Consider the following 26,052-nt stretch of genomic DNA (forward strand, 5'->3'; position numbering starts at 1 on the left):
GCTGCCCCAGACACGGTCGTTAGACTCGCTGGTATGTCTGGCCAGTCGCTTCTCGTTCCGGGGGAGCTCTCCCCCACCCGCTCCGTCCCGGGCTCGATCCGCCGCCCCGAGTACGTCGGGAAGCCCGCCCCCACCCCGTACACGGGGCCCGAGGTGCAGGATTCCGACACCATCGAGCTGATGCGGACCGCCGGCCGCATCGCCGCGCAGGCGATGGAGGAGGCCGCCAAGCACATCGCCCCGGGCGTCACCACCGATGAGCTCGACCGGGTCGCGCACGAGTTCCTGTGCGACCACGGCGCCTATCCCTCGACCCTGGGCTACCGGGGCTTCCCCAAGTCGCTCTGCTCCTCGGTCAACGAGGTCATCTGTCACGGCATCCCGGACTCCACGGTGCTGCGCGACGGCGACATCGTGAACCTGGACGTCACGGCGTTCATCGGCGGCGTCCACGGCGACAACAACGCCACCTATCTGTGCGGCGACGTCGACGACGAGTCCCGGCTCCTCGTCGAGCGCACCCGGGAGTCGCTGAACCGCGCGATCAAGGCGGTGAAGCCCGGCCGGCAGATCAACATCATCGGCCGCGTCATCGAGTCGTACGCCAAGCGGTTCGGCTACGGCGTCGTGCGGGACTTCACCGGGCACGGCATCAACTCGTCCTTCCATTCCGGCCTGATCGTCCCGCACTACGACTCGCCCCACCACACCACCGTCATCCAGCCCGGCATGACCTTCACCATCGAGCCGATGCTGACCCTCGGCACCCACGAGTACGACATGTGGGAGGACGGCTGGACGGTGGTGACCAAGGACCGCAAGCGGACTGCCCAGTTCGAGCACACCCTCGTGGTCACCGAGACCGGAGCGGAGATTCTTACGTTGCCCTGACCACCCCCGGGGGTACAAGCTTTACCGACAGGTCGTCGGGAACCAGTTGACTTAGGCAAGCCTAACCTTGCAAAATCGGGTCAACTGGTTCCCGCCCCATCGGTCCCGGAGGCACGCCTTGGACACGCCCTTCTCCACCCTCATCCGCACGGCCTCGCACGAGCAGCACACGGAGGCGGAGACCTCGTCCTTCATGGGCGACCTCCTCGGCGGACGACTGGGCGTGGACGCGTACGCCCGCTACACCGAGCAGCTCTGGTTCGTGTACCAGGCCCTGGAGGAGGGCGCGGAGGCCCTGCGCGAGGACCCGGTCGCCGGGCCGTTCATACAGCCCGAGCTCTTCCGCACGGCCGCCCTGGAGGCCGACCTCGCCCACCTGCGCGGCCCCGACTGGCGCTCCGGCGTCTCGGCGCTGCCGGCCACCGTGGCGTACGCCGAGCGGGTCGCCGAGTGCGCCCGCACCTGGCCCGCCGGGTACGTCGCCCACCACTACACGCGCTACCTGGGCGACCTGTCGGGCGGTCAGATCATCCGCGACAAGGCCGAGCGGACCTGGGGCTTCGACCGCAAGGGCGACGGCGTGCGGTTCTACGTCTTCGACGCGATCGGCAACCCGGCCGCGTTCAAGCGGACCTACCGCGAGCTCCTCGACCAGGTGAACGCGGACGACCTGGAGAAGCAGCGGATCGTCGACGAGTGCAAGCGGGCCTTCGCCTTCAACACCGGCGTCTTCCGCGAGCTGGGCGTCGAGTTCCCGCTCAGCGCCTGAGACCCACGGGGCACGCCCGGCACGTGGACGCCTCGCGTCGCGCGGGGCTCAGCGCGTGAGCGTGCCCTCCAGGCGGACCCGTCCGCCCAACTCCACGATGCCGTCAGGGCCGGGGGCAGTGAGCAGCTGCGAACCCCGGCCCTGTGTGATGTTCAGGGCCCGGCCCAGCTCCGCCGTGAGCAGCAGCGCCGCCGCGCCGGTGGCCTCGTCCTCGTCGATGCCGTCGCCGCGCCCGGGGAAGGCGCGCGCCCTGATCCGTCCGGCGGCCTCCTCCTCCCACGCCCAGGCGTAGATCCACTCACCCGGCGGCGGGACCTCCAGGGCCTCCACCTCGGCGGCCGAGCCGTACCGGCGCAGGGTGCGCGGCGGCGCCCACTCGGCGCGCGCCTCGATCCAGGTGAACTCTCCGTCCCCACGCACCCAGACCTCGCCCGCGGGCGGGTGGACGACCTCCAGGTCGAGCAGCCAGGCGGCGCCGACGAGCGGGTGCCCCGCGAAGGGGAGCCGCAGCCCGGGGGTGTAGATGTCGACGACGCCGCGCTCGGGGTCGTCGACGAACACGGTCTCGCTGTAGCCGAGTTCCTTGGCGAGCGCCTGCCGGGACGCCTCGTCGGGGTGGGTGCGGCCGTCCCGTACGACGCCGAGGGCGTTGCCGTGGCGGCCGTCGCCCGCGCAGAAGACCCGCAGGACGTCGATCTCCGTGACGTCGGTGGCAGTCGTGTTCATGGCGGAATTGAACCATCCAGGGGCATGCGGCAGGGCCGCACCTCCGTTTCCGGGGTGCGGCCCTGCCTGTTGGGGGGTGGCGGTCTTCGGGTGACGCGGGTGCTGCTGGTGCTGCGGTACTGCTGGTGCTGCGGTGTTACGGGCGGTCAGCTCTCGGCACCGCCGGTACGACGGCGGGCGGCGACGACGACCGCACCGCCCGCCGCGACGATGAGCGCGGCGGCACCGGCCAGCAGGCCGGTGGGGGTGGAGGAGCCGGTGGCGGCGAGGGCGCCGGAGCCGCCGGCGGTGCCACCGCCGACCGTGCCACCCCCGCCGACCGTGCCGCCGCCGCCGACCGTGCCCGCTCCGGTGGTGCCGGAGCCGGTCGTGCCCGAGCCGGTCGTGCCCGAGCCGCTGGTGCCGGTGGAGCCCGTGGAGCCCGTGGAGCCGGTGGAGCCGGTGGGCGGCAGGGTGGCGTCCTTGTCCAGGGCGAGGGAGACGGTCACCGGCTCCAGGGCGAGGCCCGCGTCGTAGAAGGACGCGCCGCCGGGGGCGGCGAAGAGGGCGGCGCCGTCGGCGGTCAGCTTCGCCGGGAGGGCGGCGAGGGTGACGACCCCGTCCTTCGGGGTCCAGTCCGCCTTCGCCAGGTCGAGCTCGGCGAAGCGCACGCCCTTCTTCGTGCCGTCGGCGGTGGTGACGTCGGCGGTGATGCTGCCCTTCGTGCCGTCGGCGGCGATCTTCACGCCGCCGATGCGCCAGTCGATGCCGTGCGCGGCGCAGACGAAGTCGACACGGCCGGTGAAGGAGGCGGCGAGGGTGCGGGCGTTCGCGTCGAGCTCGGCCTCGTCGACCTGGAAGGCGTACGCGGAACCGGACTTCGTCGCCCCGGCGGCCGGGGTGACGCTGCCGCCGCAGCGCTCGGCGACGTACACGCGCCAGCGCTCCAGGACGCCCCAGGTGAGCCGGCCCGCGACGACACCGGGCTCCTCGGCGGGCGTGGTCGTGGTGGAGGTCGGGCTCGGCGCGGTGGTGGTCGGGGCCGGGGTGGTGGGGGGCGCGGTGGTGGGGGCGGTGGTGGTCGGGGCCGTCGTGGGGGTGGTCGGCGCGGTGGTGGGCGGCGTGGTGGGCGGGGTGGTCGGGGGCGTGGTCGGCGGGGTCGTCGTCGGCGTGGCGGTGGGCGGGGTGGTGGGCGGCGTCGTGGGCGGGGTCGGGCGGGGGCCGGCCTTCACCGTGAGGGTGGCGGCGTCGAGGGCATCGCCCTCCTTGTAGAACCCGGCGAACGCGGCGGCGCCCTTCTCGGTGAGCTTGGCCGGTATGTCCTTGAAGACCATCGCGCCGCCGGGGCCCTGGCCGGGCCGGACGCCGGTCATGTCGAGCGCGGCGAAGGAGACGTCGTTGCGGGTGGTGAAGGTGCCGTCCTTCTCCTTGGTGACGACGTCGGCGGTGATCTCGCCGGTCGGGGCCGCGGAACCGGCGGTCTTGAGCCTGACGTCCGAGATGCGGATGTCGAGGGCGCCGTCGTGGGCCTCGAAGTGCACGCCGCCCTTGAAGGCGGTGGCCGTGGCGTGGCTCGTCATGTCGTAGGTGCCGGCACCGTCGACGAAGGTGAAGACACCGTTGCCCGCGGCCTGGGTCGCGCCGCCCTCCATCGTCGTCCTGCCCTTGCTGAAGGGCTGCGCGAGGTAGTTGCGGAAGGACTGCTTGATGCCCCAGTCCAGGGTGCCCTCCACGAGGGGGAGCGGCGGGGCCGGGGTGTCGGCGGCGGCCGCGGGGAGCGCGAGGGTCAGGGCACCGGCGCTCAGGGCGGCGGCCGTGGTGACGGCGGCGGCCAGAGTGACGGGACGGCGCATACGGGTGGCCATGTCGGGTGGTCTCCTAGGCGGGAACGGGGGGTTCGGGGGGTGTGCGGGGGCGCACGAGGGTGTGGGGGGCCGCCGCACGGGCGTCTTGCGCGGGCCTGTGCGGGGTGGGACTCGGGGTGGGGGCTCGGGGGGCTCGGGGGGTCAGTCGGTGGGCTTGGGCGCCCCGTTCGTGTCACCCGGGCCGGTCGCGTCCGCCGGCTGCGCGGTGCGGCGCCGGCGGAGGAGGAGCACGTACGCGGCGACGGCGACCGCCAGGAGGCCCGCGCCGATCCCGGCGTAGACGCCGACCGGCGTGCCGGAGTCCGAAGAGGCGGCGGCGGTCACCGGCGCGGCGGAGGCCGAGGGGCTCGCGGCGGACGGGGTGGCCGCGGCGGACGGGGTGGCCGTGGGCTCGCTGCCCAGGTCGGGCAGGGCCGGGAGCGCGGCGGCCGCGTCGACGGACACGGCGAGGGAGACCGGGTCCATCACGGTGCCCGCCTTGTACATCCCGCCGAAGGCGCGGGCGCCGCCCGCGGTGAGGGTGGCGGGTGCCTCGGTGACGACGGCGAGGCCGTTCTTCGGGGCGAGTCCGCGGGCGGGGAAGGTGACGAGCGGGACCTTCTTCTCGGTCTTCCCGGCGCTGGTGACGTCGGCGGCGAGGGTGCCCGTGCCGCCGGTCACCTTGACGGTGACCTCGGCGAGGGTGAGGTCGAGGTGGGTGCCGGTGAAGCGGACGCTGCCGGCGAAGGCGGCGTCGAGGGTGCCCGCCGCGGGGTCGAAGCGGCCGGTGCCCGAGGGGAAGCGGAAGAGGGCTCCGCCGTCCTGGGCGCCTTCGGCGAGGGTCCACTTCCCCTGCGCGATGGCGCCGGTGACGTACTCGCGGAAGGTGCGGCGGACGCCCCAGTCGACGGCGGCGGTCCTCAGCGGGGTGCCGGCGGTCGCCGTGGGCTTCGCAGTGGCCGTGGCCGGAGCGGTCGTGGCCGGAGCGGTCGTCGGCGGGGCGGTCGTACGCGGCGGGGTGGACGGGGCCTTCGTCGCCGGGGCGGCCCGCACGTCCACGGTGAGGCTGATCGGGTCGAGCGCGGTGCCCGCCGGGTAGTAGCCGGCGAAGGCGGAGGCGCCCTGGGAGGTGAGCGTGGCGGGGACGCCGGCGAGCGAGACGGAGCCGGTGCCGCCGCGCATGTCGATGCCGCCGAGGTTCAGGCTCGCAAGCGGAACCTGCGCGCTGACGGTCGTGCGCCCGCTGCCCTTGGCCTTGCTCGCCATGTCGGCGTAGAGGGTGCCGGCGCCGCCCTGGATGCGGATCCGGGGCCGGCTGATGGTGAGGTCGAGCTCGTTCGTGCCGTCGGCCTTGCGGTGTCCGGTGAAGTGGACGCCGCCGCCGAAGGCGGCTTCGAAGGCACCGGTCTCGGCGTCGTACGAGCCCTGCGCGGAGTGGAAGCGGTACTGGGAGCCGACCGTGGCCGCACCCCCGGTGAGGTTCCAACTGCCTTGCGCGATGGGGCCGGTGACGTAGCTCTGGAAGGAGGACTTGATGCCCCAGTCCAGTCGGCCGCCCTGCACCGGGCGGCTCTCCGCGTGGGCGCCGGCGGCCGGCACGAGGGCGGCGAGCAGGGCCGCGAACAGGGTCACGGCCAGTGCGCGGCAGGGTCTGGACAGCAGCATGGAGCACCCCTCCGAGGGCTAGCGGGTGAGGTAAGGCTAACCTAAGGTATCCCTGGTCCCGGCGGGAACCCCTCCCACGGAAGCCGGGCCACGAACTTCCGAAGCGGAACGACAGGACGGTGTCCGGTGCGCAGAACTCGCCTCGCGGGAGCGCTGACAGCAGTAATCGCCCTCGCCCTCACGGCGACCGGGTGCGGCGGCGGCGACTCTCCGAAGGCCGCCCCCGCCGCGAAGGCGGCGGCCGCCCCCGACCGGGTCGAACCGCTCTCCTCCCCCGCCTCCCCCCAGCTCCCCGTCACCGTCGGCTCAGCCGACGGACGCCGGGTGACCGTCGACTCGACGGAGCGGATCGTGCCGCTCAGCGGCTCGCTCAGCGAGATCGTCTTCACCCTCGGCCTCGGCGACCGGGTCGTGGCCCGGGACGTCACCGCCACCTTCGAACAGGCCGCGGACCTCCCGGTGGTGACCCGCGCCCACGACGTCTCCGCCGAGAGCGTCCTCTCGCTCAAGCCGACCCTCGTCCTCGCCGAGTCCACCACCGGACCCGCCGAGGCCATCGCCCAGATCCGCGACGCCGGCGTCCCGCTCGTCGTCGTCCCGGCCGCCAAGGACCTCGACGACGTCGGCAGCCGCATCGACGACGTGGCCGCCGCCCTCGGCGTGCCCGCCGCCGGCGAGGAGCTGCGCGAGCGGACCGCCGAACGGCTCGACGCCGTGAGGGAGAAGATCCCCGCCCACGCCGACAGGCCGCGCGTCGCCTTCCTCTACGTGCGCGGCTCGGCCGCCGTCTACCTCCTCGGCGGCGCCGAGTCCGGGGCGAGCTCGCTCCTGGAGGCGGCCGGCGCGGTCGACGCGGGCAAGGAGTCGGGGCTGAAGAAGGACTTCACCCCCATCACCACCGAGGCCCTCGCCCAGGCCGCCCCCGACGCGATCCTCGTCATGACCAAGGGCCTCCAGTCCGTCGGCGGGGTCGACGGACTGGTGAAGATCCCCGGCGTCGCCGAGACCCCGGCCGGCGCCGACCGCCGCGTCGTCTCCGTCGACGACGGCGTCCTCCTCAACTACGGCCCGCGCACCGACCAGGTGCTCGCCTCGCTCGTGGACCAGCTGTACGGGGCGAAGAAGTGACGGCGCTCCAGGAACGCGCGGCCTCCCCGGCGGACCCCGCGGACCCGACGGCCGCCGAGGGCCCCGGGAAGACCCCCGGCCCCGCGCACCGCCGCGGCCGCACCGCGCTGCTCACCGGCGGGCTGCTCACCGCGCTGCTGCTGCTCGCCCTGCTGTCGGCCGGCATCGGCGCGTACGAGATCCCGCTCGGTGACGTCCTCGCCTCCGTCCAGCACCGGATCGGCCTCGGCGGGCACGCTCTCGACCGGACCGCCGAGAGCGTGCTGTGGAACATCCGCCTGCCCCGGGTGGTGCTGGCCCTCCTCGTCGGCGCCTCCCTCGGCTGCGCCGGCGCGCTGATGCAGGGCGTCTTCGGCAACCCGCTGGCCGAACCCGGCGTCATCGGCATCTCCTCCGGCGCCGCCGTCGGCGCGGTCGGCGCGATCGTGCTGGGCGCGGGATTCCTCGGCACCTGGACGGTGACCGTCTTCGCCTTCGCCGGCGGGCTCGTCACCGTCGTGCTGGTGTACGCGATGTCCCGCTCGGGCGGCCGGACGGAGGTGGTCACGCTGATCCTCACCGGCATCGCCGTCACCGCCTTCGCGGGCGCCCTCATCGGGCTCTTCATCTTCTTCGCGGACAACGCGCAGATCAGCCAGATCACCTTCTGGCAGCTGGGTTCGCTGGCCCAGGCCACCTGGCCGAAGGTGCTCGCGGTGCTGCCGTGCGCGCTGCTCGGCCTCGCCGTCGCCCCGCTCTACGCCCGCCGGCTCGACCTGCTCGCGCTCGGCGAGCGGCCCGCCCGGCACCTGGGCGTGGAGGTGGAGCGGCTGCGGATCGCGCTGATCCTGGTGGTGGCGCTGCTGACGGCGGCGGCCGTCGCGGTCTCCGGCATCGTCACCTTCGTCGGCCTGGTGATCCCGCACGTGCTCCGGATGGCGAACGGCCCCGGACACCGCTTCCTGATCCCCGGCAGCGCGCTCGGCGGCGCGGTCGCCCTCACCGCCGGCGACCTGGCGGCCCGCACCCTCGCGGCCCCCGCCGAACTCCCCCTGGGCGTCCTCACCGCCCTCATCGGCAGCCCGTTCTTCTTCTGGCTGCTCCGCAGGACCCGCAGGAAGCAGGGTGGTTGGGCGTGATCGACGTGTTCAGGAGGCGTACGAAGGCGCTGCCGACGCCCGTGGAGCCCGGCGGGTCCGTCGCCGACGCGGACGGGATCCGGGTGGTGCGGGGGCGGCGGGCCGTCCTCGACGGGGCCCGGATCGGGGTGCGCGCCGGCGAGGTGCTGGCCCTGGTGGGGCCCAACGGCGCCGGCAAGTCGACCCTGCTGTCCGTGCTCGCCGGGGACCTGGCCCCCGAGGCGGGGACGGTACGGATCGGGGGCCGGGCCGCCGACGCGTGGAGCGCGCCCGAACTGGCGCTGCGGCGGGCGGTGCTGCCGCAGACCGCCGAGCTGTCCTTCCCCTTCCCGGTGGCCGACGTGGTCCGGATGGGCCGCGCCCCGTGGGCCGGGACCGCGCGGGAGGCGGACGACGAGACGGCCGTGGCGGAGGCGATGGCCGCGACCGAGGTGACGGAGTTCGCCGCGCGCCCGTTCTCCGCGCTGTCCGGCGGCGAGCGGGCCCGGGTGGCGCTGGCCCGGGTGCTGGCCCAGCGGACGGGGCTGCTGCTGCTCGACGAGCCGACGGCCGCGCTCGACCTGCGCCACCAGGAACTGGTGCTGCGGGTCTGCCGGGAGCGGGCGGCGGCCGGGGACGCGGTGGTGGTCGTCCTGCACGACCTGGGGCTCGCGGCGGCGCACGCGGACCGGGTGGGGATCGTGCACGGCGGCGGAGTGGCCGCCGACGGGCCGCCTGCCGAGGTCTTCGACGAGGAGCTGCTGAGCCGGGTCTACCGGCAGCCGGTGGAGGTCTTCCCGCACCCGCGCACCGGCGTCCCCCAGGTCGTCCCGCGGCGGGACGGACATCACCCGGACCGGCCGGCGGTGCCCGCCGGCTGAGCCGGCGCGGGGCCCGACGGCCCCTCAGGTCACGGTGTGGGCGCTGTATCCGGTCCCGGCGCTCGCGCCCTTCCCCGCCCCGATAGGGTCGGGTCCGTCCGTGCGCGTGGAGAAGCAGAAGGCGACCGATGAGAAGGCTGAGGCTGGAGCGGCAGACCCGGCGGTCCGGGGAGCGGCGGGGGCGGCGTCCGGCGAGGGCCCTGGCGTCCGTCGCCGCGGTGACCGCCGTGGCGCTGACGGCGAGCGGCTGTGTGACCGTCCACGGCGGGACCGCGGTGGTGCCGGGTGCGACGGCGGAGGAGGCGACGGCGGCGCTGGCCGGTTTCGTCACCGCGTTCAACCGCGCCGACAAGGCCAACGACCCGACGCTCGACGCCCGCCAGGTGACCGGCCCGCTCGGGGCGATCAACCAGGCCGGCCTGAAGTCGAAGTCGGTGACCCAGCCGGGGGGCAACCCGGACCACAAGCCGCTGGAACTGCGCGACGCCCGCTTCCTGGTGCCCCGGAAGGCGGGCTGGCCGCGCTGGTTCGTCGCGGACACCGACGCCAACCGGGACGACAACACGGCCGGGGCGGAGAACCGCTGGCTGGTGGCCTTCGTCCGCAACGGCCCGGACGAGGCGTGGAAGGCCGCCCATCTGGTGATCCTCGGCCCGGACGAGGTGCCCGAGTTCGCCGAGGCGGAGGGGGACGAGGTGTCGGTCGCGGCCGACACGGGCGCGCTCGCGGTCGCCCCCGGCGCGCTGAGCGCGCGGTACGCCGCGTACCTGAAGGACGGCGGGGCCGGTCCGTTCGCCGCCGGTCCGCACACCACCGAGTGGCGCGACAAGCGGGCCCGTACCGCCGCGCGGCCCGGCCTGGCCGTCCAGTTCATCGACCGGGCCGCCGACACGGGCGACTTCGCGCCGCTGGCGCTGGGCACGAAGGACGGCGGGGCGCTGGTCTTCTTCGCGAGCCGCCACTTCGAGCGGCAGACGACGGCGAAGGGCTACCGGCCGAAGCTGGGCCCCGAGCTGCGGGCCCTGATGAAGGGCGAGATCGTGAACACGGTGACCAAGGAGTGGGTGTCGAGCCAGGTCGTCCTGGTGAAGCCGGCGGGCTCGGACCGGGACGCGGTCACGTTCGCGGGCCGGCTCCAGGGCGTGGTGGCGGTCGAGGGCTCGTAGCCCCGACGACAGCGGCGGCGGGTGAGCGCGCCCGGCGGGCTCGACGGGTGAGGGTGATCCGGCGGGGTCAGCGGGTGAGGGGCCAGGCGACGGAGTGGGCCGCGTGCTCGTCGCCGTCGGCCTCGCGCTGGGCGGCGTGCCGGGCACAGGCGTCGGTGAGCGTCTCCAGCAGGTTCAGCGGGTCGGGCAGGGCGTGCTCGGGGCCGCGGACCCAGCCGACGACCGGGTGGTCGTCCTCGTCACCGGGCAGCCGGGCGGGCGGTACCAGGACGTAGCTGCCGCGGCAGTGCCAGCGCAGGCCGGGATGCTCGTCCATGGTCTCGGGATGGCAGTCCAGCTCGCAGGGCCACCACTCGTCCTCGTCCTCGGGGGTGCCTCGGGTGGCGGTGAAGAAGAGCATCCGGCCGCCGTCGCCGGTGCTGTCCGCGGACTCGGCGACGGGCCCGACCTCGACGCCCTCGGCGAGGAGGCGGTCGAGGGCGGCGCGGCCGGCGGCCAGCGGCACGTCGAGGACGTCGTGGACCATGCCGGTGGCGGTGATGAAGTTCGCCTCGGGCTGGTTCCGTACCCAGCGCTCGATCTGCGCGCGGTCGGTGGTCGACTGGGTCTGCCAGGCGAAGGAGACCGGGTGCCGGGCGGGGGTGGGACAGCCGATCCGCTCACAGGAGCAGCTGTAGCCGACGGGGTGGGCGGCGGGGGCCAGGGGCAGGCCTGCGGCGGCGACGGCCAGGAGCAGCGTCTCGCGGGTGTTCCCGTCGTCGGCCGCGGTGCGTTTCGGGCGCCTGCGCAGCCACTGTGCGAGTTTGCTCTCCGTGCCGCGGTAGCGGCCGATGCCGTCGCCCATCTATCCCCTCACACCTCATGCTCGCCCGTTCGGCTCTTGCCCATGGTCCCACCATCCTGCTCCCCGGGTGACCGGAGTGGGGAACCGGGGGCCGGTGACGACGCTCACGCCCGTCACGCGCGGGGCGTGAGGCCGCGCAGGGCGAGGTCGACGAGGGCGTCGGCGTAGGCGTGGGTGAGCGGGCCGGTGCGGTGCAGCCAGCGGTGGTGGAGAGGGCCGACGAGGAGTTCGGTGGCGAGCCGGGGATCGACGCCGGGGTCCGCCTGGCCGGCGGCCTGGGCGGCCTCGATGCGGCGGGCGAAGACGTTCAGCTGCGGTTCGAGGAGGCTCTCGGTGAAGCGGGCGCCGAGCTCGGGATCGGTGGAGCCCTCGGCGGCGAGCGCGCGGGTGGGGGCGTCGTAGCGGGGGTTGGCGAGTTCGTCGACGGTGGCGCGCAGGACGAGCCGGAGGTCGGCGGCGAGGTCACCGGTGTCGGGCAGCTCGGTCTGCCCCTCCGCCGCGCCGGCCTCCTCGGCGGCGCGGGCGGCGAGGTCGAGGAAGGCGTCGAGGAGGACGGCCGCCTTCGAGGGCCACCAGCGGTAGATGGTCTGCTTGCCGACGCCCGCGCGGGCGGCGATGCCCTCGACGGTGGTCTTCGCGTAGCCGGTCTCGGAGACGAGGGCGAGGGCGGCGTCGAAGATGGCGCGGCGGGAGCGCTCGCTGCGGCGGGAGGCGTCCGGGGCCTTGGCGGCGGACGTCCTGGTGCCGGAGGAGGCCTTCGCGGCGGACGTCCTGGCAGTGGAGGCCTTGGCGGCGGGCGTCTCGGCGGCGGGGACCTCGGCGGAGTCCTGGTGTGCGGGCATGGCGCCCAACCTACCACCCGGCGAGACGACCCGTCTCGTCCCTCGTGATCACGGCACCGCGCCCTCGCGGCACCGCCGTATCGCCCAGGTGTGCGGGGCACGAACCACCCGAACGGTCCACTGCGCTCCGGGCCCCGAGAGCGGACCATGGCTCCACCGATCCACGGTCCGCTCCGGCGGGCCGCCGTCCGTGAGGAGGCCCGATTGCGCTCCACTCCGCGCGAGTCCTCGCCCCGCCGCTACCTGATGTGCCCACCCGCGCACTTCTCGGTGACGTACTCCATCAACCCGTGGATGGACCCGACGAAACCCGTCGACCTGCCGCTCGCCCTCGCCCAGTGGGAGGACCTGCGCGACCGCTACCTCGCCCTCGGGCACACCGTCGAACTCCTCGACCCCGACCCGGCGCTGCCCGACATGGTCTTCGCGGCGAACGGCGCGACCGTCGTCGGCGGAAGGGTCCTCGGCGCCCGGTTCGCCTACCCCGAGCGGACGGCGGAGGCCGAGGCGCACCTGGACTGGTTCCGCCGGAGCGGCTGGGCGGAGGAGGACCTGTGGCTCCCCCGGCACGTCAACGAGGGCGAGGGCGACTTCGCCGTCACCGCGTCCTGGATCCTGGCCGGCACCGGCTTCCGCTCCAGCCCGCTCTCCCACGGCGAGGCCCAGGAGTTCTTCGGACGGCCGGTGATCGGCCTGGAGCTGGTGGACCCGCGCTACTACCACCTGGACACGGCGCTGTGCGTCCTCGACGAGGCGGCCGACGAGGTCATGTACTTCCCCGACGCCTTCTCCCCCGGCAGCCGTGCCGTCCTCGCCCGGCTCTTCCCCGACGCCCTCCTGGCCACCGACGAGGACGCGGCGGCGCTCGGCCTCAACGCGGTCAGCGACGGCCGGCACGTGCTGCTGCCGCAGACGGCGACCGGCCTGTTCGCCCCGCTGAGGGCCCGGGGCTTCGACCCCGTCGGCATGGACCTGGGCGAACTCCTCAAGGGCGGCGGCAGCGTGAAGTGCTGCACCCAGGAGCTGCGGCCCTAGCGTCCTGACGCCCTCCCGACCCCGACCCCGACCCCGATCCCGCCCCTGACCCCGACCCCGATCAGGCCTGGTCCTCGATCAGGCCCGGTCCTCGGTCAGGCCCGGTCCTCGGTCAGGCCCGGTCCTCGACCGGCTCCGGCGGCCAGGAGTCTCCCCACTCGGCGTCACGGGCCCGCTTGTAGAGGGACCCGTGGCGCTTGGTGACGGTCTCGCGGCCCAGCCCCCCGGGGCCGCAGAGGTCGAGCTGGACGAGCCCCTTGCGGAGCTGCGGCTTGCGGATGACGCGGGCGGGGGCCGGGGTCACGGGAAACCTGGTCGCGGCGACGTACGCGTACTTCTCGTCCTCGTACGGGAGCGAGCCGCCCTTCACCTTGCGGTGCAGCGAGGACCGGCTGACCCGGGCCGCGAAGTGGCACCAGTCGGTGCCGGGTTCGATCGGGCAGGCGCCGCTGTGCGGGCAGGGCGCGGCGACGGTGAGGCCGGCGTCGATCAGGACGGAGCGGGCGGCGATGATCCGCTCGTAGCCGTCCGGGGTGCCGGGTTCGACGATCACGACGGCGCCGCGCGCGGCCCGGGCCGCCTCGGTGACGAGCGCGACCCGGTCGGCCTCGGTGAGCTCCTTGAGCACGTACGAGACGGTGACCAGGTCCGTGTCGGCGAGCCGGAGCGCGGTGCCGATGCGCTCGCGGCGCCATTCGGCGTCCAGGGTCCCGGCGGCCAGTTCGCGGCCGAGGGCGAGCGCGGGCTCGGCCCAGTCGAGGACGGTGGTACGCGGCGGGGCCCCGTCCCACGCCTCGGCGACCGCCCAGCTCGCGGCGCCCGTCCCGCCGCCGACGTCCGTGTGGCCGCCGGGCACCCACCCGGGCGCGGCGGCCCGCAGCGCCCCGAGGGCGGCGCGGGCGGCCTCGAAGGTGGCGGGCATCCGGTAGGCCGCGTACGCGGCCACGTCCGAGCGGTCCCGGAGCACGGGCGCGTCGGTGGGGGTCGTGCCCCGGTAGTGCGCGATCAGCCGCTCCACGGCCTTGGCGGTCTGCGAGGGCGGAAGCCCGTCCAGCAGCCCGGCGAGGGCGGCACGCAGGGACTCGGCGGAGGGGGTGGAGGCGTTCACCGATCCAGTCTAGGCGTCGCCTCCGCGCCCCCGTCCCGCCGCGGACCGCGGCACCGGTCCGCCCCGGTCACGCGTCCCCGTCACGCGCCCCGGACGTCGCGCCGGGCGGACATCGCCCTGTTCCACTGCTCGCCCGTGAGTTCCGTGAGGGAGGCGGGGAAGAGGCCGTCCTCCTCCTTGGCGATGTGGTCGTGGAGCTCGGAGACCGCCGAGACGAAGGCCTCCCGCTGCGCGGGCTCGTCCAGGTCGAGGCCGGTGAGGAAGGCGTCGAGCTCGCGGTGCTCGGTGACGAGCGCCGCCACGTACCCCGCGTACTCCTCGTTCTCGGCCATGACGCGGAAGAGTCCCGCCTCCTCGCCCGCCCAGTGCCGTCGCAGCAGCACCGTCATCTCGGCGGCGAGGGACGCCGCCCGCGCGCGGTCGCCCGCTTCGAGGGCGCGGACCGCGTCGCCGCCGAGGTCGGTGACGGCCTCGTGCTCGGCGATGAACTCCTTGATCAGGGGGATGTCCCGGCAACCGCAGTAGTGGCACACCCCCGGATCGTCACATCAGACCGCGGCCGGACCCCGGGCGGCGCGCCAGGGGCGGCACAGGAGGAGGAAGCAGGCGAGCGCGGCGACCGCGCAGGCGAGCTGGACGACGGCCATGGGGACGGCGGTGTGCTCGCCGGCGATGCCGACGAGCGGCGAGGCGATCGCGCCGATGAGGAAGGACGAGGTGCCGAGGAGCGCGGAGGCGGAGCCGGCGGCGTGCGGGGTCCGCATCAGCGCCTGGGCGTTGGTGTTCGGCATGGCCAGACCCATCGCGGACATGAGGACGAAGAGTCCGGCGGCGATCGGCACGAGGCCGACCTCGCCGAAGACGCCGCTGGTCATCAGGAGCAGCGCCACCGCGGCGAGGAGGATGACGGAGAGGCCCCAGCCGAGTGCCTTGTCGAGGCTGACCCGGCCGACGAGGAGCTTGCCGTTGATCTGGCCGACGGCGACGAGGCCGATGGAGTTGAGCCCGAAGAGGAGGCTGAAGGTCTGCGGGGAGGCGCCGTAGATCTCCTGGACGACGAAGGGGGAGGCGGAGATGTACGCGAAGAGGACGGCGAAGGCGAGCCCTCCGGCCAGCATGTAGCCGGTGAAGACCCGGTCGGCGAGGAGGCCGCGCATGGTGCGCAGGGCCTGCCCGACGCCGCCCTCCTGGCGGCGCTCCGGGGGCAGCGTCTCGTGCAGGAAGCGCCAGACGACGACGGTGAGGGCGACTCCGATGAGCGCGAGGACGTGGAAGACGCCCCGCCAGTCGGTGATCCGCATGATCTGGCCGCCGATGAGCGGGGCGATGATCGGCGCCACGCCGGAGATCAGCATGAGGGTGGAGAAGAAGCGGGCCATCTCGACGCCGTCGTACAGATCGCGGACGACCGCGCGGGCGATGACGATGCCGGCGGCGCCGGCGAGGCCCTGGAGGAGCCGGAAGGCGATGAGCAGCTCGGCGGTGGGCGCGAAGGCGCAGACGGCGGTGGCGAGGACGTAGACGACCATGCCGGCGAGGAGCGGCCTGCGGCGGCCCCACTTGTCGCTCATGGGGCCGACGACAAGCTGGCCGAGGGCCATGCCGGCGAGGCAGGCGGTGAGGGTGAGCTGTACGGTCGCGGCGGGGGCGGCCAGCGAGCGGGTGACCTCCGGGAGTGCCGGCAGGTACATGTCCATGGACAGCGGGGGGAGAGCGGTGAGCCCGCCGAGGACGAGGGTGACGAGCAGCCCGACCCGCCGGGCGGCGGGGGCGGAGGCGGCCGGGGAAGGTCCGGCTATGTTTCCTTGTGTTGTTCTCTGGCCGCTTTCCGGCATCGACCGCTCCATTTCGTTGAAACCTTGCCTATGCTCTCAGCTCGATCGGACGGGACGAAACCAGTGGGGTGGGACGGCATGGGCGACGGCATACGGTGGGGCGTTCTCGCGACCGGCGGGATAGCCGAGCGGTTCGCGACGGATCTGGCGGAGCTGGACGGCGCCGAGGTGGTGGCGGTGGCGTCGCGCACCGAGGCGTCGGCGCGCGCCTTCGCCGACCGGTTCGGGATCGCCCGGGCGTACGGCGGCTGGGACGGGCTCTTCGCCGACCCCGAGGTCGACGTGGTGTACGTGGCGACCCCGCACCACGCCCACCGGGAGGCGGCCGGCCGTGCCCTGGAGGCGGGCAAGGCGGTCCTGTGCGAGAAGGCCTTCACGCTGAACGCCCGTGAGGCCCAGGAGCTGGTCGGCCTCGCCCGGGACCGCGGCCTCTTCCTCATGGAGGCCATGTGGATGTACTGCAACCCGCTGATCCGGCGGCTCGCGGAGCTGGTTCGGGACGGGGCCGTCGGCGAGGTGCGGACCGTGCAGGCCGACTTCGGGCTCGCCGGCTCCTTCGGCCCGGACCACCGGCTGCGGGACCCCGCGGTCGGCGGCGGGGCCCTGCTCGACCTGGGCGTGTACCCGGTGTCCTTCGCCCACCTGCTGCTCGGCGAGCCGGACTCGGTGCAGGCGCACGCGCGCCTCTCCCCCGAGGGCGTCGACCTGAACACGGGCATGCTGCTGGGCTGGGAGTCGGGCGCCTCGGCGCTGCTGTCCTGCTCGCTGGAGGCGGACACCCCGCTGACCGCCTCGGTGACCGGCACGAAGGGCCGGATCGAGGTGCCGCGCGGCTTCTTCTTCCCGGAGCGGTTCACGCTCCACCGGGAGGGCGCCGAGCCGGAGGAGTTCGCGAACACGGACGACCCGCACTCGCTGCGCCACGAGGCCGCCGAGGTGATGCGCTGTCTGCGGGCCGGGGAGACCGAGTCGCCGCTGGTCCCGCTCGACGGCACCCTCGCGGTGATGCGGACGCTCGACGCGGTGCGGGACCGCGTCGGCGTCCGCTACCCGCAGGAGGCGGGGCTCACGCGGGCGTGAGCCCCGGGTCGCCCGCCACCGTCACGAAGGAGCCCGCGGTGGTGACCGGGGCGCCCGGCGTCGTCACGTGCGTGACGGTGCGGAAGTCGGCGCGGGCGCTCTCCTCGCCGAGCTCCACCGTGACGTAGCCGCGCCGCCCGTTGAAGAACCTCAGGTGCGGGTTGGACCGCATGAGCGTGTCGTGGTTCGACGGGCGGTCGGCGCCGTCCTTGCCGCTGGCGATCGAGGTGGCGACGATCTCGGTGCCGACGGTGCGGGAGCCGGGGTCGCGGAAGTCGGCCTTGAGGTCGAAGCCGTACCCGACGTGCACGTCGCCGGTGAGGACCATCAGGTTCTCCACTCCCGCCGCCTGCGCGCCCGCCAGGATCCGGGCGCGGGAGGCCGGGTAGCCGTCCCAGGAGTCCATGGAGACCTTGAAGTCGGCGGTCGGCCGGTCCCGGCGCTCGGCGAGGACCACCTGCTGGGGCAGGACGTTCCAGCGGGCGTCGGAGCGGCGCCAGCCGTCGAGGAGCCAGCGCTCCTGGGTGGCGCCGGTCATGGTGCGGGCCGGGTCCTCGGAGAGCGGGCCCGGGACCTGCCAGCCGTCGCCGTACGCCTGGTCGGAGCGGTACTGGCGGGTGTCGAGGATGTCGAACTGGGCGAGCCGGCCGAACCGCAGCCGCCGGTACAGCCGCATGTCCGGCCCCTCGGGCAGCTGGGGGCTGCGCAACGGCTGGTGCTCCCAGTAGGCGCGGTAGGCGGCGGCGCGGCGCAGCAGGAACTCCTCCGGCGGCACGCCGTTCTCGGGGGTCCCGCCCGCGTAGTTGTTCTCGGTCTCGTGGTCGTCCCAGGTGACGACGAAGGGGTGCGCGGCGTGCGCGGCCCTCAGGTCGGGGTCCGACTTGTAGAGGCCGTAGCGGAGCCGGTAGTCCTCCAGGGTGACCGTCTCGCGGGCGAAGACGGCCGGGAGGACGCGGTCGGTGTAGGCGCGGGCGCCTCCGGTGGCGTTCACGGCGTACTCGTAGAGGTAGTCGCCGAGGTGGAACACGACGTCGAGGTCCTCCTCGGCGAGATGCCGGTAGGCCGTGAAATAGCCGTCGTGGTAGGCCTGGCAGGAGACGGCGCCGAGCCGCAGCCGGGCCGGCCGGGCCCAGGGCGCGGGGGCGGTACGGGTGCGGCCGACCGGGCTGGTCCACTGCCCCGCGCGGAAGCGGTAGAAGAACTCCCGCCCCGGCTCCAGGTGTTCGACCTCGACGTGCACCGTGTGGGAGAACTCGGGGTGGGCGGTGGCGCGTCCGCGCCGCACCGGCCGGGTGAAGCGCTCGTCGCGGGCGAGCTCCCAGTGGACGGACACCCGCTCGGCGGGCAGGCCGCCGCCGGGCTCGAAGGGGCGCGGTGCGAGCCGGGTCCACAGCAGGACGGAGCCGGGGTGCGGGTCGCCGGAGGCGACGCCGAGGGTGAACGGGTCCTCGGTGATCCGGCGGCCGTCCAGCTCCGCGGCGGCGGCCGTGCCGGCCGAGGGCAGCTGGACGGCGAAGGCGAGCGCGGCGGCCGCACCGGTCGCGGTGAGGAACCGACGGCGGCCGAAGTGGCGTGCTGCGGCGCGGAGTTCCTCGCTGTGGGCCGAGGTGTGGTGCGGTGCGGGTGTCATGTGCCCCTCCCCTGACGGTTGCTGTCCGTCGGTATTCGAGGGGTCCGGGGCGACATCGCCTTGTCGGGGACAGGTCATCCACGTGTCGGACGGATGAGTTCATGGGGCACACGTCTGGCGTACGCTGCGCGGCCGGGGGCGACACGGAGCTGGAAGGCGGGTTCGGCATGGGCGTCGCGGTGGTGACGGGAGCGGGTTCGGGCATCGGCCGGAGCGTGGCACGGGCCCTGGCGGAGGCGGGCTGGTCGGTGGCGCTCGCGGGCCGGCGGCTCGCGCCCCTGGAGGAGACGGCCGAGGGCCTGGCGCGGGACCGCGTCCTCGCCGTGCCCACGGACGTGACCTCACCGGAGGCGGTGGCGGCCCTCTTCGACGCGGTACGGGACCGCTTCGGCCGCGTCGACCTGCTCTTCAACAACGCGGGGACCTTCGCGGGCGGCGGCACCCCGGTGGAGGAGCTGTCCTACGACACCTGGCGCGCGGTCGTCGACGTCAATCTGACGGGCGCCTTCCTCTGCGCCCAGGCGGCCTTCCGCGCCATGAGGGAGCAGTCCCCGCAGGGCGGCCGCATCATCAACAACGGCTCCATCTCCGCCCATGTGCCGCGCCCGCACTCGATCGCGTACACCGCGACGAAGCACGCGATGACGGGCCTCACCAAGTCGCTGTCGCTGGACGGGCGCCCGTACCGGATCGCCTGCGGTCAGATCGACATCGGCAACGCGGCCACCGAGATGACGGCCCGCATGCAGACCGGCATCCTCCAGGCCAACGGCGAGCTCGCGGCCGAACCGGTGATGGCCGCGGCGGACGTCGCCGCGACCGTGGTGCACATGGCGGCCCTCCCGCTGGAGGCGAACGTGCAGTTCGCCACCGTGATGGCCACGACCATGCCCTACGTCGGCCGCGGCTGACGGCCCGCCCGCCTACTCCGCGGGCGCCTGACCGGTCTCGAAGCGGGCCACCTTCCCGTCCTCGACGGTGAACCGCCAGGCGGTCCGCATCGCGCCCCAGGTGTCGTTGCTGTAGGTGGCGACGAGCGCGAGCCCGTTCTCGTCCTCGCTCTCCACCGCCATCCGCCCGTGCGAGGCGAACACCTCGCGCTCGGTCCACTCCCGCAGGTCGCGCTCGGAGCCGTCGTCGGACATGGTCGCGCCGGGCGCGAGGGCGTCGGCGAAGGCCGCCCGGTCGTTCGCGTTCAGCGCGGCGACGAAGGCGCGCACGGCAGGCTCACGGAGTCGTTCCACAGGAAGGGTCATGCCCCAGCCGTACCCGCCGGAGCGCCCCGCGCCCCGCTCCGGCGCCGGGGATGGGCCAGTCGGGCGAGCCCCCCGACAGCCTCCGGCGACCCGGCGGGGGCCCCGGGCAGTATCGGGGACACCAAACCGCCCGTCCCCGCTGGAGGAGCGATGTCGGAGCACGACCGGATCGTCAGGCTGTACGCGAAGGGGGCCCCGGTCGGGGTCCACGAGGGCACGCTGGTGGGCTTCCCCGCCGAACGGCACCGCACCGCCGAGTGGGCAGTCGGGGCCGCCGACGGCGGCTTCCGCCTCACCGTGAAGGGCACCGAGGACCGGGTCACCGCCCCCGGCACCGACCGCTCCCCGGCCCTGGTCCGCCCCGACGACACCCCCGCCTCGGTCTGGCGCCTCCAGCGGATCACCCCCGACGGCGTCACCACCGTCACCGATCTCGCCGCCCTCGGCACCGGCACCTACGTCATCACCCAGAACGGCCTCGCCCTCGGCCGCGACCTCTTCGAGGAGCCCACCCCCGCCCCCAGGCCGGTCGTGATCCGCACCGACGACCGCGAGCCCCACTGGACGGTGGAGGTCCTGGCCTGAGCCCTCCCGCCCCACGCGAGAAGGGCCCCTTCCGGGGCCCTGAAGGGGCAGACGAGTCGGGCTGTACGCCGGGTTCTGTCGGCGCGGCGCCATGACCTGCACAAACGTGCAGGGAGGGCCCTTCCGTGGCTCCTTCGGCGACTACACGGCAGAACGTCCCCACCCGGCCAGGACGGGGACGTCGCCGCTCCTGACGTCAGACGGCCCGCTCGATACGTTCGAAGATGTCCGCGTCCGTCTCCTGCTGCCAGGCCGGCAGGTCGGCCCAGTCGGCGACGTATCCGGGCTTCGGGTCCTCGAAGTGCCTGAACATCTGGGCGGTCCAGCAGATCGCGACGAACCGGCCCTTCTGCTCGCGGGTCAGCCGGGCCGCATGCCCGCCGCTGACCTCGATGAAGTCGCGCACCTGCCCGTACACAGCGGCTGCGGCCCCGCGCTCCCACTCCGGCGTCTCGTCCCACGGCGTGACGTAGCCGGGTTTCGGCTCGCCGGGATAGTGCTTGTTCACCCCGTCGATCCACGCCTCGCGGAAGATCCGGCCGTCGTTCATACGCGTGCCCCTCTCGTCATGCGCTGCGCGGAAGCGCCGCGATTCGGTGATCAAGAATCGAGACTCGGTCATCGGACACGAACGGGGCAAGACGCCCGCGAAGCGCGTCCAGCTTCTTGCCGATGAATCCCGAATCGGACCGGTCGGCCAGTCCGAGTGCCTGCTCCGCGTAGTGCACGACCTGGTCGATGTCCCGCCTGTGCGCCCCCAGCACGGCGAGGTCGCTCAGAACAGCGGCGCGGCGACGCAGGGACAGCGGCTGGGCAAGGGCCGCGGTGAGCGCTTCCTCAGCGAGATCAGGGCGCCCCAGTTGGAGGTAGCAGGCCCCTCTTTCCTCGGCCAGGCGGGAGCCGTCGAAGCGGAGCCAGCCGCCGTTGTGCGAGTGGGCACCGTCGAGGGCTTGCACCTTCTCGGCTTCGTCCAGAGCCCGGTCGCACGCGTCGAGATCGCCCACGGCCGCGTACGCCTGCGCCTGGACGGCCGCGACCCAGTGACGGGTGGAGAGCGTGTGGTCTCCGCTCCGGGCGATACGGAACGCTGCCGCGAGCAGGGGTTGGGCCGCGTGCGCGCGGCGCGCGTACAGCTCGACGTACGCGTGACGGGTCATGGCACAGGCCCACAGGTCGTGGTCGCCACCGGCATGGGCCGCGTTGGCGGCCAGCGTGTAGCACTGCGCGGCGTCGGTGTACCGGTTGGCGTCGAAGAACAGCTCACCGACGAGCTGGTAGAGGTCGGCCGTCATCCGACACAGCCGAGACCGCTCCGCAGCGGTACGGGGCTCGGTCAGCCCCTTCGCCATCACATCGAGCTGTGCGCGCACCGCGGGGAAGACGCTCTGCTTCGAGTCCGACAGCGCGTAGACCTGCCAGAGGCTGCGATGCAAGGCGTCCCCCGTCTCCAGGAGCGTCGACGCAGCCCGCCCTCGGGCGGCCTCGCCGGAATCGGGAAGGGCGACCAGAGCACCCGTGACGGCGAGCAGACCCAGGACTTCGCGGCGCTTCATGTCGTCATCATCACCATGGAGGAGGGGTGGAGCAGCGGAGAGCCCGGCCGTCTCGGCCGGCTGCTCGTCGGAGAGAAGGGCTTCCAGCTCGGGGAGGGTCACTCCCAACAACTGTGCGATACAAGGCCGTTGGTGGGGGCGCGGGGTGGCGCGGCCACTTTCCCAACGGACCACGGTGGACGCGGCCGCCGAGAGCGCTGCCGCGAATTCCTCCTGAGAGTAACCCCGGGCCGCACGCCGTTCCGCGAACTGTTTACGCCTCGACGCCATAGGTCTCCCCTCACGAGAACCCTTTCACGCACTCGTACCCGCCATGTACCAACGCCTGGAAAACGCCCGGGTATTGCGCGAGGTCAGCTCTGGGAGAAGGTAACGGATCGTCGTTCACTGGTCACACATCGCTCGGAGGCCGAAGGGGCCTCCGAGCGACTCCCTCACGGAGAGGAGCGCCGGGTGACGACCTCCGGACCGCCCCGCAGAGCCCCTGCCGCCAGCGGCCGTACGTACACGCCGCCGGAGCCCCGGCCGGGTGCGCCGAGCCGGGCTCTGCGGCTACGAGCTGCCGGCGGCCGGCAGAGATTCATGCGTCGCGCCGAGGCCAGGCGGGAGCCGGAGAAGTGAATCCGGTCGGTTCCGACGGCTACGAGCACCACCCGCTCCTGGACACGCGTGTCCGTGACATCGCCTCGCGTGGGGAGGGTGTGCTCGTCGCCGTCACACACGAACTCCACAGCCACGGCACAGTCCGCATCGCGCACATCCGGCCGGCGTCCGGAGTCGAGTGGACGACCGCGGCCGACAACATCCAGCCCGCTCGCCCCTGAGCCGCGCCCCGTGGATCGCCGTCCGCGGCCCCTGGCACAGGCTTCCCGCACCACACCTTTCGCCCCAAGGAGTCCCATGACCACCTCTGTCGCACTCCCCTCCCCCACGCGGCCGTGGGGTGCGGGCCGGCTCGCGCCCTACCCGGCGGTCATCCGCCGGCCCCACGCCACGGTCGCCATCGACCCCACGACGCAGCTCGGGGTGTTCCGCGACCCTGCCGGGCGGGTGGTCGAGATGGGCAAGCACGGCACCAGCTCCGGCACCGAGACCTCCACGACGACGAACTCGGACTCCCGGAACGACCAGGGTCACGACCAGGACAGCACGCAGGACTGATGGCCATCACCGAGGACAGGCCGGTTCTGGTGGCCACCGAGGCGGACGACATCACCGCCGACATGGTGATCACCGAACTCAACCGGCGCGATGTGCCGGTGGTCCGGTTCAATCCCGCCGACATCGGCGAGAACCTCACGGTCTCGGCCCTGTTCGGCACCTGCCCGGCCTCGGTGGTCGGGCAGGTGCGCACCCCGACGAGAACCGCTGATGTGACCCAGGTCCGGTCGGTGTACTGGCGCCGCCCGGAATGGCCTACGTTTCCCCACCTGTCCGCCGACGATTCCCGGTTCGCGGCGGCGCAGGTCCGCTACGGACTCGGCGGCACCCTCTACGCCCTGAGTGGCCCGCTGTGGGTCAACCACCCCCTGCGCGTCGCCGCAGCAGACTACAAACCCGCGCAGCTCGTTCTCGCCCGGCAACTCGGCTTCACCATCCCTCCCACCCTTGTCACCAACGATCCGGACGAAGCCCGCGATTTCATCCGGGCTCAGGAGCAAGCGATCTTCAAGACACTCCGATGGACCCCTTACACGCGTGACAACGTGCCGGTGACCGGCTGGTCGGACCCGGTCACCGCCGACGAGATCGACGACAGCGTCCGAGTCGTCCCCCACTTGTTCCAGGCCCGTGTGGACAAGGTCGCCGACGTCCGCGTGCTGATCGTCGGCCGACAGACGTTCGCCGTACGCATCGACTCCGCCCTCCTGGACTGGCGCAAGGACTACGGCGCCCTGACCTACACCGTGGAGCACCTTCCCGACCGGGTGACCGAGGGACTGCATGCCTACCTGGGCCGACTGGGTCTGGTGTCGGGAAGCTTCGACCTCGCGGTCGACCGCACCGGGGACTACTGGTGGCTGGAACTGAATCCCAACGGACAGTGGGGGTGGCTGGAGACCGAGACCGGCCTCCCGATGTCCGCTGCCTTCGCCGACCTGCTCGCACAAGGAGACCGCCGATGACCGACCCGACATCAGAGCGACGCCGCATGGCGACCGCGCTCATGAAGGCGGGGGTCCTGAAATCCCCCTGGCTGCGTGCAGCCGTCGAGAGTGTCTCCCGCGAGCGGTTCCTCCATCCGGGAGTCTTCCTGGACGAGGGGCGGACCTGGCGGCCCGTCACCGCCGCGAACACGGACCCGGGCGAGTGGCTGAAGATCGCATACAACGGCGACACCCTCACCACCCAGCTCGACGGCCACCTCACCGCCGACCGGTCCGGCGGACCCGTCGTGGGTGTGCCCACGTCCTCCTCGACCGCCCCGGCAACCGTCGTCGGCATGATCGAGACTCTGGACCTCGCGAGGGGCCACCGCGTCCTGGAGATCGGCACGGGCACCGGCTACTCCGCCGCCCTGATGTGCCACTGCCTCGGCGAGGACGACGTCACCACGGTGGAGGTCGACGCACAGGTGGCCGCGCGCGCCGACGCCGCACTCGAAGCCGCCGGCTTCTCGACGTGGACGGTGACGGGCGACGGTCTCCTCGGCCACCCGTACCGGGCACCGTACGACCGGGTCATCGCCACCTGCGCGGTCCGCCGCATCCCGTACGCGTGGATCAGGCAGACGAGAGCCGGAGGCGTCGTCCTCGGTACGGTCGGCTCGTGGCCGTGGGGAACCGGCCTCGCGAGACTGACGGTCGGCGACGACGGCACCGCCGAGGGCTCGATCATCGGGCGCTCCTCCTTCATGCAGGCGCGGGCCCAGGCAGTGGCCCCCGTGGCCGGCGATCTCTCCGCCCGGACCGCGTACGCGGACGGTGAGCGGCGCACTCAGGTGTCTCCTCTTGTCCTGGAGGAGTGGATGCCCGCCTTCCTCGCGCAATTGGCGGCGCCCGGCGCTCAGTTCGTCCGCGCGACGGACGGTGACGGGGCGCCCTTGCGGTACCTGTTCGATCCGGAGAGGGAGTCGTTCGCCGAGTTCCTCGTCGACGACGAGAACTGGACCGTCCGCCAAGGCGGCCCGGTGGCCCTGTGGGACGACGTGGAACGTTCCCTCGTCGCCTGGCGGGCCGCAGGGACGCCGGAGATCGACTCCGTACGGCTCCGCGTGACGCCCGCGTCCCACCTGTACTGGATCGACCAGGCCTCTTCCCTGCGATGGGAGCACCGGATCACCTGACCCACTACGCTCCGGCCATGGACGACGAACCGCTCGCGGAGTGGGCCGAGCGCCGGGACGCGAGGATCGGGCAGCTCCGTGCCGTGCCCCTCGTGACCGGAGACGGCCCGCGGGCATCGCATCTGAACCCCGACGCTCCCCGCGCGATCCAGCGGTGGAACGGCCACCTGTGGGAGCCGTACGGCTTCGCGACGAACCTCGCGGAGGCAAGGCTCCTTCTCTTTCCCCACACCGAGGCTGCCCCTCCCTCCGTCCCCGGGGCGACACCGCAGCTCGGCCCCGGGACCGGCAGACATCGGAGACCTCCGACACCCCGGTGACTCGGCGGGAGAGTGGCGTCCCATGAAAAAAGGCCCCTGGCCTGCGATGCGGCAGGTCGGGGACCGAAGGGGCAGACGAGTCGGGCTGTACGCCGGGTTCTGTGCCCCGGGACCTCGCGGTCGCCGGGGTGACGGCCATCCATCTAGGGCCGGCGTCGCCGCCGGCCTCGTGCGGTCTACCCGCGAACTCGGGCGAGCAGCCCTCGATCGTTCGCGCAGGGACACCGGGGTGTCCCCTCTTGACCTTGCTCCGGGTGGGGTTTACCTAGCCGCCTGAGTCACCTCAGGCGCTGGTGGTCTCTTACACCACCGTTTCACCCTTACCGTGGGCCGAGGCCCCCGGCGGTCTGTTCTCTGTGGCACTGTCCCGCGGGTCACCCCGGGTGGCCGTTAGCCACCACCCTGCTCTGTGGAGCCCGGACGTTCCTCGGGGAGATCCGGGGATCTCCACGCGGCCGCCCGCCCGGCTCGTCTGCCGTGCCGACCATGCTACCTGCCGGGAGGGACGGGCTTGACCTTGCCGCGGCGTCAG

Annotated in this window: 27 protein-coding genes and 1 other RNA gene; 15 read left to right on the plus strand and 13 right to left on the minus strand. The window is 73.5% G+C overall.

What is annotated here, in order from left to right; genetic code table 11:
- The first annotated feature begins 33 nt into the window (after positions 1–33).
- Entirely contained in the window at positions 34–891 is an 858-nt protein-coding gene (gene map / locus ACF1BN_RS11750; RefSeq protein WP_392331405.1) for a type I methionyl aminopeptidase, read from the plus strand.
- A 118-nt stretch (positions 892–1,009) separates the two neighbouring features.
- Entirely contained in the window at positions 1,010–1,660 is a 651-nt protein-coding gene (locus ACF1BN_RS11755; RefSeq protein WP_376603074.1) for a heme oxygenase (biliverdin-producing), read from the plus strand.
- Positions 1,661–1,708: 48 nt separating this feature from the next.
- On the opposite strand, the gene ACF1BN_RS11760 is transcribed toward ACF1BN_RS11755, so the two are convergent.
- The 3 genes from ACF1BN_RS11760 to ACF1BN_RS11770 form a co-directional block, all read right to left on the minus strand.
- Positions 1,709–2,386 (minus strand): PhzF family phenazine biosynthesis protein, encoded by a 678-nt coding sequence (locus tag ACF1BN_RS11760; RefSeq protein WP_392331406.1) that lies wholly within the window; start codon positions 2,384–2,386, stop codon positions 1,709–1,711.
- A 146-nt stretch (positions 2,387–2,532) separates the two neighbouring features.
- Positions 2,533–4,230, minus strand: coding sequence for an HtaA domain-containing protein (locus tag ACF1BN_RS11765; protein ID WP_392331407.1), 1,698 nt, complete (start codon positions 4,228–4,230; stop codon positions 2,533–2,535).
- Between the two features lie 141 nt (positions 4,231–4,371).
- The gene (locus ACF1BN_RS11770) at positions 4,372–5,874 is read right to left on the minus strand and encodes an HtaA domain-containing protein (protein WP_392331408.1); all 1,503 of its coding nucleotides are present in this window, start codon (positions 5,872–5,874) and stop codon (positions 4,372–4,374) included.
- A gap of 126 nt (positions 5,875–6,000) precedes the next feature.
- Between ACF1BN_RS11770 and ACF1BN_RS11775 the strand changes: the two genes are divergently transcribed.
- From ACF1BN_RS11775 to ACF1BN_RS11790, 4 genes are all read left to right on the plus strand, one after another.
- Positions 6,001–7,002 (plus strand): hemin ABC transporter substrate-binding protein, encoded by a 1,002-nt coding sequence (locus ACF1BN_RS11775; protein ID WP_392331409.1) that lies wholly within the window; start codon positions 6,001–6,003, stop codon positions 7,000–7,002.
- Positions 6,999–8,120, plus strand: a complete 1,122-nt coding sequence (locus ACF1BN_RS11780) for a FecCD family ABC transporter permease (protein ID WP_392331410.1) — start codon at positions 6,999–7,001, stop codon at positions 8,118–8,120. The genes ACF1BN_RS11775 and ACF1BN_RS11780 overlap by 4 nt, the downstream gene beginning before the upstream one ends.
- Positions 8,117–8,980 (plus strand): heme ABC transporter ATP-binding protein, encoded by an 864-nt coding sequence (locus ACF1BN_RS11785; RefSeq protein ID WP_392331411.1) that lies wholly within the window; start codon positions 8,117–8,119, stop codon positions 8,978–8,980. The genes ACF1BN_RS11780 and ACF1BN_RS11785 overlap by 4 nt, the downstream gene beginning before the upstream one ends.
- A gap of 128 nt (positions 8,981–9,108) precedes the next feature.
- Positions 9,109–10,146 carry a hypothetical protein gene (locus ACF1BN_RS11790; protein WP_392331412.1) on the plus strand — a complete coding sequence of 346 codons (1,038 nt, stop codon included), beginning with the start codon at positions 9,109–9,111 and terminating at the stop codon, positions 10,144–10,146.
- 67 nt (positions 10,147–10,213) lie between these two features.
- Here the strand turns inward: ACF1BN_RS11790 and ACF1BN_RS11795 are convergent, their stop codons facing one another.
- Together ACF1BN_RS11795 and ACF1BN_RS11800 are read right to left on the minus strand one after the other, a co-directional pair.
- Positions 10,214–10,990 carry a bifunctional DNA primase/polymerase gene (locus tag ACF1BN_RS11795; RefSeq protein ID WP_392331413.1) on the minus strand — a complete coding sequence of 259 codons (777 nt, stop codon included), beginning with the start codon at positions 10,988–10,990 and terminating at the stop codon, positions 10,214–10,216.
- 113 nt (positions 10,991–11,103) lie between these two features.
- On the minus strand, positions 11,104–11,832 hold the full coding sequence (locus ACF1BN_RS11800) for a TetR/AcrR family transcriptional regulator (RefSeq protein ID WP_392331414.1): 729 nt from the start codon (positions 11,830–11,832) through the stop codon (positions 11,104–11,106).
- A gap of 204 nt (positions 11,833–12,036) precedes the next feature.
- On the opposite strand from ACF1BN_RS11800, the gene ddaH reads away from it, so the two are divergent.
- Positions 12,037–12,867, plus strand: coding sequence for a dimethylargininase (gene ddaH / locus ACF1BN_RS11805; protein ID WP_392331415.1), 831 nt, complete (start codon positions 12,037–12,039; stop codon positions 12,865–12,867).
- Between the two features lie 112 nt (positions 12,868–12,979).
- Here the strand turns inward: ddaH and ACF1BN_RS11810 are convergent, their stop codons facing one another.
- The 3 genes from ACF1BN_RS11810 to ACF1BN_RS11820 form a co-directional block, all read right to left on the minus strand.
- On the minus strand, positions 12,980–13,975 hold the full coding sequence (locus ACF1BN_RS11810) for a small ribosomal subunit Rsm22 family protein (RefSeq protein WP_392331416.1): 996 nt from the start codon (positions 13,973–13,975) through the stop codon (positions 12,980–12,982).
- An 80-nt stretch (positions 13,976–14,055) separates the two neighbouring features.
- Positions 14,056–14,508 carry a hemerythrin domain-containing protein gene (locus ACF1BN_RS11815; RefSeq protein ID WP_392331417.1) on the minus strand — a complete coding sequence of 151 codons (453 nt, stop codon included), beginning with the start codon at positions 14,506–14,508 and terminating at the stop codon, positions 14,056–14,058.
- 15 nt (positions 14,509–14,523) lie between these two features.
- Positions 14,524–15,810 carry a Bcr/CflA family multidrug efflux MFS transporter gene (locus ACF1BN_RS11820; protein ID WP_392331418.1) on the minus strand — a complete coding sequence of 429 codons (1,287 nt, stop codon included), beginning with the start codon at positions 15,808–15,810 and terminating at the stop codon, positions 14,524–14,526.
- Between the two features lie 78 nt (positions 15,811–15,888).
- Between ACF1BN_RS11820 and ACF1BN_RS11825 the strand changes: the two genes are divergently transcribed.
- Complete coding sequence (locus ACF1BN_RS11825; RefSeq protein WP_392331419.1) at positions 15,889–16,890, plus strand: Gfo/Idh/MocA family protein; 1,002 nt, start codon at positions 15,889–15,891, stop codon at positions 16,888–16,890.
- Here the strand turns inward: ACF1BN_RS11825 and ACF1BN_RS11830 are convergent.
- On the minus strand, positions 16,877–18,520 hold the full coding sequence (locus tag ACF1BN_RS11830; RefSeq protein WP_392331420.1) for an alkaline phosphatase D family protein: 1,644 nt from the start codon (positions 18,518–18,520) through the stop codon (positions 16,877–16,879). The genes ACF1BN_RS11825 and ACF1BN_RS11830 overlap by 14 nt on opposite strands.
- A gap of 167 nt (positions 18,521–18,687) precedes the next feature.
- Here ACF1BN_RS11830 and ACF1BN_RS11835 point away from each other — a divergent pair, with 167 nt between their 5' ends.
- Entirely contained in the window at positions 18,688–19,431 is a 744-nt protein-coding gene (locus ACF1BN_RS11835) for an SDR family oxidoreductase (RefSeq protein ID WP_392331468.1), read from the plus strand.
- A 12-nt stretch (positions 19,432–19,443) separates the two neighbouring features.
- Here the strand turns inward: ACF1BN_RS11835 and ACF1BN_RS11840 are convergent, their stop codons facing one another.
- Positions 19,444–19,776, minus strand: coding sequence for a nuclear transport factor 2 family protein (locus ACF1BN_RS11840; protein ID WP_392331421.1), 333 nt, complete (start codon positions 19,774–19,776; stop codon positions 19,444–19,446).
- Between the two features lie 150 nt (positions 19,777–19,926).
- Here ACF1BN_RS11840 and ACF1BN_RS11845 point away from each other — a divergent pair, with 150 nt between their 5' ends.
- Complete coding sequence (locus ACF1BN_RS11845; RefSeq protein ID WP_392331422.1) at positions 19,927–20,361, plus strand: hypothetical protein; 435 nt, start codon at positions 19,927–19,929, stop codon at positions 20,359–20,361.
- A 196-nt stretch (positions 20,362–20,557) separates the two neighbouring features.
- On the opposite strand, the gene ACF1BN_RS11850 is transcribed toward ACF1BN_RS11845, so the two are convergent.
- Together ACF1BN_RS11850 and ACF1BN_RS11855 are read right to left on the minus strand one after the other, a co-directional pair.
- Positions 20,558–20,911 carry a hypothetical protein gene (locus tag ACF1BN_RS11850; RefSeq protein WP_392331423.1) on the minus strand — a complete coding sequence of 118 codons (354 nt, stop codon included), beginning with the start codon at positions 20,909–20,911 and terminating at the stop codon, positions 20,558–20,560.
- Between the two features lie 16 nt (positions 20,912–20,927).
- Entirely contained in the window at positions 20,928–22,184 is a 1,257-nt protein-coding gene (locus tag ACF1BN_RS11855; protein ID WP_392331424.1) for a helix-turn-helix domain-containing protein, read from the minus strand.
- Between the two features lie 347 nt (positions 22,185–22,531).
- Between ACF1BN_RS11855 and ACF1BN_RS11860 the strand changes: the two genes are divergently transcribed.
- The 5 genes from ACF1BN_RS11860 to ACF1BN_RS11880 all read left to right on the plus strand — a co-directional run bounded on the left by ACF1BN_RS11860 (position 22,532) and on the right by ACF1BN_RS11880 (position 25,520).
- Positions 22,532–22,738: a hypothetical protein gene (locus tag ACF1BN_RS11860; RefSeq protein WP_392331425.1), complete on the plus strand. Its 207-nt coding sequence runs from the start codon at positions 22,532–22,534 to the stop codon at positions 22,736–22,738.
- 76 nt (positions 22,739–22,814) lie between these two features.
- Positions 22,815–23,075, plus strand: a complete 261-nt coding sequence (gene tgmA, locus ACF1BN_RS11865; protein ID WP_392331426.1) for a putative ATP-grasp-modified RiPP — start codon at positions 22,815–22,817, stop codon at positions 23,073–23,075.
- Positions 23,075–24,040 (plus strand): ATP-grasp ribosomal peptide maturase, encoded by a 966-nt coding sequence (tgmB, locus tag ACF1BN_RS11870; protein WP_392331427.1) that lies wholly within the window; start codon positions 23,075–23,077, stop codon positions 24,038–24,040. Before tgmA ends, tgmB begins: the two co-directional genes overlap by 1 nt.
- Positions 24,037–25,200 carry an ATP-grasp peptide maturase system methyltransferase gene (gene tgmC, locus ACF1BN_RS11875; RefSeq protein WP_392331428.1) on the plus strand — a complete coding sequence of 388 codons (1,164 nt, stop codon included), beginning with the start codon at positions 24,037–24,039 and terminating at the stop codon, positions 25,198–25,200. Before tgmB ends, tgmC begins: the two co-directional genes overlap by 4 nt.
- Before the next feature lie 17 nt (positions 25,201–25,217).
- A complete protein-coding gene (locus tag ACF1BN_RS11880; RefSeq protein WP_392331429.1) occupies positions 25,218–25,520 on the plus strand; it encodes a DUF6087 family protein in 303 nt (100 codons plus the stop codon).
- 72 nt (positions 25,521–25,592) lie between these two features.
- Here ACF1BN_RS11880 and rnpB read toward each other — a convergent pair.
- An RNA gene (gene rnpB / locus ACF1BN_RS11885) (RNase P RNA component class A) lies at positions 25,593–25,991 on the minus strand.
- Between the last annotated feature and the right edge of the window lie 61 nt (positions 25,992–26,052).

Origin of the sequence: Streptomyces sp. NPDC014861, assembly GCF_043081625.1 — a bacterium.
Classification (GTDB): domain Bacteria; phylum Actinomycetota; class Actinomycetes; order Streptomycetales; family Streptomycetaceae; genus Streptomyces.